This window comes from Paracoccus sp. PAMC 22219 (assembly GCF_000787695.1).
In the GTDB taxonomy this organism is placed as follows: Bacteria; Pseudomonadota; Alphaproteobacteria; order Rhodobacterales; family Rhodobacteraceae; genus Paracoccus.
In genome coordinates this window covers 1-5,733 of the sequence record NZ_BBPH01000141.1, presented here as the reverse complement: position 1 = coordinate 5,733, position 5,733 = coordinate 1, and the positions used below count along the sequence as shown (strand labels likewise).

General features: G+C 55.7%; 8 protein-coding genes and 1 pseudogene. 4 read left to right on the top strand and 5 right to left on the bottom strand.

Annotated elements, in window-relative coordinates; all coding sequences use genetic code 11:
* Positions 1 to 213, top strand: a pseudogene (locus TY51_RS23595) (GNAT family N-acetyltransferase); the annotation flags it as partial.
* A gap of 683 nt (positions 214 to 896) precedes the next feature.
* Here the strand turns inward: TY51_RS23595 and TY51_RS15160 are convergent.
* The 3 genes from TY51_RS15160 to TY51_RS15150 form a co-directional block, all read right to left on the bottom strand.
* Entirely contained in the window at positions 897 to 1,193 is a 297-nt protein-coding gene (locus TY51_RS15160) for an addiction module antidote protein (RefSeq protein WP_042250948.1), read from the bottom strand.
* A gap of 3 nt (positions 1,194 to 1,196) precedes the next feature.
* A complete protein-coding gene (locus TY51_RS15155; RefSeq protein WP_042250946.1) occupies positions 1,197 to 1,493 on the bottom strand; it encodes a type II toxin-antitoxin system RelE/ParE family toxin in 297 nt (98 codons plus the stop codon).
* A gap of 64 nt (positions 1,494 to 1,557) precedes the next feature.
* Positions 1,558 to 1,953, bottom strand: a complete 396-nt coding sequence (locus TY51_RS15150) for a BLUF domain-containing protein (RefSeq protein WP_197054787.1) — start codon at positions 1,951 to 1,953, stop codon at positions 1,558 to 1,560.
* A gap of 142 nt (positions 1,954 to 2,095) precedes the next feature.
* Between TY51_RS15150 and TY51_RS22805 the strand changes: the two genes are divergently transcribed.
* Positions 2,096 to 2,314, top strand: coding sequence for a hypothetical protein (locus TY51_RS22805; RefSeq protein ID WP_042250940.1), 219 nt, complete (start codon positions 2,096 to 2,098; stop codon positions 2,312 to 2,314).
* Positions 2,315 to 2,356: 42 nt separating this feature from the next.
* Positions 2,357 to 2,629 carry an HU family DNA-binding protein gene (locus tag TY51_RS22120; RefSeq protein WP_197054786.1) on the top strand — a complete coding sequence of 91 codons (273 nt, stop codon included), beginning with the start codon at positions 2,357 to 2,359 and terminating at the stop codon, positions 2,627 to 2,629.
* 819 nt (positions 2,630 to 3,448) lie between these two features.
* Here the strand turns inward: TY51_RS22120 and TY51_RS24595 are convergent.
* Positions 3,449 to 3,799 (bottom strand): MarR family winged helix-turn-helix transcriptional regulator, encoded by a 351-nt coding sequence (locus tag TY51_RS24595; protein WP_373960717.1) that lies wholly within the window; start codon positions 3,797 to 3,799, stop codon positions 3,449 to 3,451.
* 665 nt (positions 3,800 to 4,464) lie between these two features.
* Between TY51_RS24595 and TY51_RS22115 the strand changes: the two genes are divergently transcribed.
* Entirely contained in the window at positions 4,465 to 5,355 is an 891-nt protein-coding gene (locus TY51_RS22115; protein WP_156118059.1) for a polysaccharide pyruvyl transferase family protein, read from the top strand.
* Positions 5,356 to 5,410: 55 nt separating this feature from the next.
* On the opposite strand, the gene TY51_RS15130 is transcribed toward TY51_RS22115, so the two are convergent.
* Positions 5,411 to 5,733 (bottom strand): IS5 family transposase (locus TY51_RS15130; RefSeq protein WP_042250935.1); only part of this gene is annotated, 323 nt, incomplete at its 5' end.

The following is a 5,733-nucleotide window of genomic DNA, read 5'->3' as shown; positions in this document are numbered from 1 at the left end:
CTCAAAAATCTGGCACTCGAGACCCTTCTTCTGGCAGGGATCAGTGGCAGGTCGTTGCCATCATGGACCCTTAACGTCGGGCACATCGAGACGCTGGTGAGCCATGTCGATCCTGACAATGAAAGATCATCCAGTTTGGCAGAACGGCTTGGTGCGACGCTAGATGCCAACGCGCAGCGGCCTGATCCTTCGGATCTGGTCTACAGGCACTAGGGCTGAAGGAGCACTTCGAGCACTTTGTGCCGATCCTCAGACCAGCGATGAAAGTTCACTTCCACTCTCATTAAGTGCCCGCGCTACGACCGCCTCGCAGTGAAATGGTCGAGAAGGCTGGCAGTGGCGAGTCCTCGGGCCTTAACAGGAGCGGGATCTCCGTGCAGGCCAAGGCCATGCAGTCAGCCCCACGGTCTCCAACGGCCTGAGACCGGAATTGCATTCCGGCCCCGGCGTTGTGTTTTGCGCCCTGCCCGGCAGTTCTGATCAACGCAATGTCCAGATAATGAGGAGACCTTCGAACAGGGTGAACGAAGGTCCCCATGAAGAGAGTGTGCATTGCTCTTCATGCGGAGAGAACAAGGTTCGTTTGAATATGTTCCTGCCATTTGCGTTGTCAGTGTGGCAGCACGTCAAAAGATGCGAACGTAAGTTTTACGCTCCGGCCACCGCCAAACTGATCCAGACATTCCGCCGGAAAACGCCCCGTCGCTCGATCCCTGTGGTCTCGCTTACGGGGAGTTTTCTGGCTTTGCCACGCGCCAAAACACCGACCAACATCCCCGATCAGAAGGCACGGGAGCGTGAGGGTCTCGGCCCATCAGCATCCGCGAGGGCGAAACATGGATTGGAATGCAGCGGACGGGGTTTTCGGATTTATCAACATTAAAACCGGACCACCTTCACGCTTCCGGCTGGATCGAAACCTTGAGGCCAAGCGCTTTGGCAACCTTCATCACTGTGGAGAGGGTCGGATTGCCCTCGCCGGACAGGGCCTTGTTTAGTCCCACCCGACTCATGCCGACCTCGCGGGCCAGGGCCGTCATGTTCCGGGCCCTTGCGACAACCCCCAGGGCACGGGCGATATAGGCAGGATCATCGCCCGCCTCGTCCATGACTGCTTCCAGATAGGCGGCAATGTCCTCTTCTGTCTTGAGGTAATCGGCGCTGTCGTAGCGGGCAAAGGTTTCCTCAGCCATCGCTCAACCCTTCCATTCTGCGGCCAGAGCCTTGGCCTGGGTGATATCTCTCTCCTGAGACGACTTGTCGCCGCCGCAGAGCAGCACGATCAGAACCGGTCCCCGCCGGAGGAAATACACCCGGTAGCCCGGTCCATAGTGAATCCGCAGCTCGGACACTCCGTCCCCGACAGGCTCGGCGTCTCCAGAATTGCCGCTGGCCAACCGATCGAGCCGTGCTGCGATCCGGGCAACCGCCCGACGATCCCGCAAGCCCATAAGCCAGCGATCAAACGTAGCACTGCGGATCATTTCGACCATGTGACAACTATAGTTATCTACTGTGAACTTGGCAACGGCTGCCGATGCTCTTGCCAAAAGGGATTCAGGCGACCTGCGGCAATCGATGCTTCATGAAGGAGAGGATGTTCCTTGCGTGGGCCGCATGAGCGAAACTGGCTATCGCACTTCGCGTGATGAACTCAAACAATGAGCTGTCTTCCGACGTGCTCGCAGCCATCGACCATCCCTCGAACTCTCGTTCAAGGGCATGCCGCCGGTCCAGGACGGTGATGTTCCGGTGCCTCCTGTCCGAGAGAATGACCTGCTCGACGATGGCCAGTTCTGCGGCAGGCCCTTCGATCCACTGATGGATGATGCCATCCTCCCAGTGAAGAAATCCGGTGATATCCAGACTGAAATTGCGGGCTCTGGCCGGGTCTATGATATGCCGATAGGCGTCGTCAGACGGCTTCAGATCGGTATGGCTTCGATAGATCATGGAATGAATCATCGGCACCTCCAAAGGGGGATATTTCTTGCATGTTTTTCTTCAAAAATAAATGATAACAAATGTTTATAAGGCTCTCGGCTCCTGCAAGTATCATCCGGTCCTGTGGGGCTAAGCAGGCACAGAGAACATCATGGCAAAAATCGTCGCCCTCACGGACATTCATGGCAGGCTGCAGGTTTTCGAATGCCCGCCTTGGCGCGTGGTGAAGCTGACGTCGTCTGCTGGTGGCACGAGCGTAGATCTGTCCAACGGGGACGGGATCGCAACCGTGAAGGTCAGCGATACACAGCAAAACATCGGGCTACAGCTCACCGACGGAACGTCACCATCCCCGACGGACCGAGCCTAAACTGGCCTGCTCGTATTTTTTTGGGAAAAAGAGGATGGACCCATGATCCGCTCAGAACTGATCGCAAAGCTTGTTGAGACCCATCCGCATCTATGCCGCCCCGTGGTGGCAGATGCACTCGACGCGATCCTGGGTGAGATCATGGACGGTCTCTCCCGGGGCGAGCGGGTCGAGGTCCGGGGGGTTTGGAAGTTTCTCCAGCAAGGTCCGGGGCGCGCGGATCGATCGAAACCCTCGGAACGGCGCTCCCGTGCGGGTGTAGAGCAACCGAATCCTGCATTTCAAAGCTTCGAAACTGCTCTTGGAGCAGATTAACCAATCCACAACCCCCGGCTGATCTCTACCCCCTTGCACGTCCGGGCGCAGAACACCTCATATTCGCAACATCGCAGCCAGAGGTTGGATATCCCGCCTCCCACCAAGGCAGGTCTGTGCAATCGAGGGGCAAGTTCGCCGTCGATCACGGCGACCCGAAAACTAGACGCTGCAATGCAGCGCAAACCCGTGACAGCCTGCAGCGATGCCCCCAAGCTGAACCTTGAAGCCAAGCGCTTCACTCCTCCTTCCAAGGGTGTCTTCCTCCTCCTTCCTAGGTGAACTTCCAAAGACCACCGGACCTGCCGCACTCCTCCTCCCTGCGGTCAGGTTCGGTGGTTCTTTGTTTGCAGGGGGATTGCCGATATCGTAGCCGACCTCTCCTGTATGGCGCCTCAAAGATGCTCAGTTTTCACAGGCGATCACGTCGCCGTCTCGATCCAGATCATAGACGTCAGGTCCGACGACCTCGACCGGGCCTTGCGCATAGGCTGGCCCGTTCCCGCTACCGCTTGCGCAATCCACATCGCTGGCCATGGGTACGCAGACGAGCGCGTAGCTTGGGTGGCACTCCTGGGACCATGCCGGGACGGGCAGAAGCAGCAGACCGATCAGAACGGGACGGCGCATGACAGGCTCACATGAAGAGGATCACTCGCTAAGCCATGAAGGCCAGAAGTAATCAACCCTAGAGTGAATTTGCCTTCTAGGTTTCCAAGGTCCCAAAGGGGTACAAGTGCAGCATTCTTTGCGATAGGGCTACGTATCTTTGCTGTCTGGAAGAGCGATTTTACCGTCCGCAGATGATGTTCTGCACGTTTAGGTTGTACATGATGCCAGAACGTTCGGGGTTTGGCCTACCCGTCGGGACGCGCTCGCCGAGCCGGCGGCGACCGCAGATCGACAGCAAAAGGCTAAGACTGAAGCCTGCAACGCTTGACCGGCGGGCTTCAGCTCGACAAGGACCCGGCCCTCATCCAGCGGGTCACGTTTCTTTGCGATCAGCCCGGACTGCTCCATGCGCTTGAGGAGATGAACGTTCGTGCCGGTATCAAGGCCAAGTTTGGCGCCGATCCTGCTCACCAAGCACGGAGACGTTTCGAGCAGCTCGAGAATCACCAGGTATTGCGGGAAGGTAAGACCGAGCGGCTCCAGAAACCGCCTGTGCATCCGCATGATCCGGTTCGCCGCCCCGTAGAGTGCGAACGAGAGTTGCATGTCGACTTGGCGGCGGGCATCGCTTTTCCAGCTTATTTGATCCTTGGCTTAAACTGATGTTCCCCCGCAAATGCCTTTGATGAAACCAGACACGTCCATCTCCCGCCACTAAATCCTAGTTCACCAATAAGCTGAGTTTTAACACGGCTCCGGCACTTCGCATCGAGCAATGTGTGCCGCACTGGCGGCAGCAGTGCCGGGCATTCTCCTCATTACTGCAGCCAAAACGTTGCGGTTTCTCCACCCACCCACAAGACGAGCCCAAGCCATGTCACCATACGCGACCTAGGCTCCAGACCCATTGATCTTACGCCCTTTGCGTGATTCAGGCCGCCGCAAGGTGACCTGATCGATGAGCAACTTATTCTGGCTGACCGAAGCGCAGATGGCGCGCTGGAGTGCCCAAAAGTCTTACTATCTGCGTGTGCCTTGGCAGACGTGGTCATGTTATGGTTAGGTATCGTAACCCTAGCGCGCTTCATTGCAACGGGGTATGGACCGTCATGACCGATGCTGGGCATGCATCCTTGTAAATTTTATACTTTACATGGTTGCAAAAACAGCGCCCGTAAAGAAAATAAATTCAATCAATTAAGTTTTTATAAAAGAATAATAACATGAAGCTCTCATTCTACAGCGGTAAAGAACCCAATTTTGGTGATGAGCTAAATAATGTCATTTGGCGTAGTTTACTGCCACAGGGATTTTTGGACGGAGACGAGAGAGAGTTATTGGTTGGCATTGGGTCGATCTTAAACACAGACCACCCTGCCCATTCGCGCAAACATGTTCTGGGTTCAGGATATGGCGGCTATACAAAAATTCCTAATATTAATGATGGCACTTGGGAAGTGCATTGGGTGCGTGGCCCGCTCACGGCTGCTAAATTCGGACTTGAGCCATCGTTAGTCATTACGGACAGCGCAATACTGTTGGCAGCAATGGACCGGCCCTCACTATTAGATAATGGTAGCACTGTGTTCATGCCTCATATAGATAGCCTGCAACGCGGGGCTTGGGAGCATGTCTGTAAGCTAGCGGGTATTACTTTTCTAGATCCGCGTGCTGCTGTTAGCGACTTGCTGCGCGGAATTGCAGGCGCGAAGCTTGTTGTCACGGAGGCTATGCATGGAGCCATTGTTGCGGACACTCTTCGGGTACCATGGATAGGATTGCAGCCCTTTTTGCCTTTGCATCGCGGAAAATGGCAGGACTGGGCGAAATCGCTCGAGATCGACTTGATCCCTGTACGCGCACGCCCTTCATCACTGCGTGAGGCTTGGGCGGGATGCACTGGCCTTGATGCGCGGGGACGAAGCACGCGTTTCCTGCTTGAGGGACCGCTGGTTGCACCAGGGCGCATTTTGGTTGCACACCGTGCGGCGCGATTTCTGCAAGATTTGGCTGTGACCGGAAATCCCCAACTTAGCGACCAAGTAAAGTTCAAAGTTGCGCTTGAAAGATCCCTTACAGCCCTTGAAAAATTCGTTAAGAAACAATCATTTTAACAAATTATTTTCTAAAAAATATCTTTTGATCGTTAGCGTCAGGACTCGTTCTTGATCACAGCCAGAACAGAACGGTTGCGGCCAATGCGATTGCGGAAAGGTAGGTCTCCGGGCACCTGTCGTAACGTGTGGCGACACGTCTCCAGTCCTTCAGACGACCGAACATGATCTCGATGCGATTGCGCCTTCTGTAGCGGCGCTTGTCGTATTTCACGGTCTTCTTGCGCGACGTCCTGCCGGGGATGCAGGCTTTTATCCCTCTGTCCTGCAATGCTTTTCGAAGCCAGTCAGCGTCATAGGCCCGGTCTGCCAGAAACCAGTCGGCCTGCGGCAGGCTGTCCAGAAGCGCCGCCGCGCTGGTATAATCACTGACCTGCC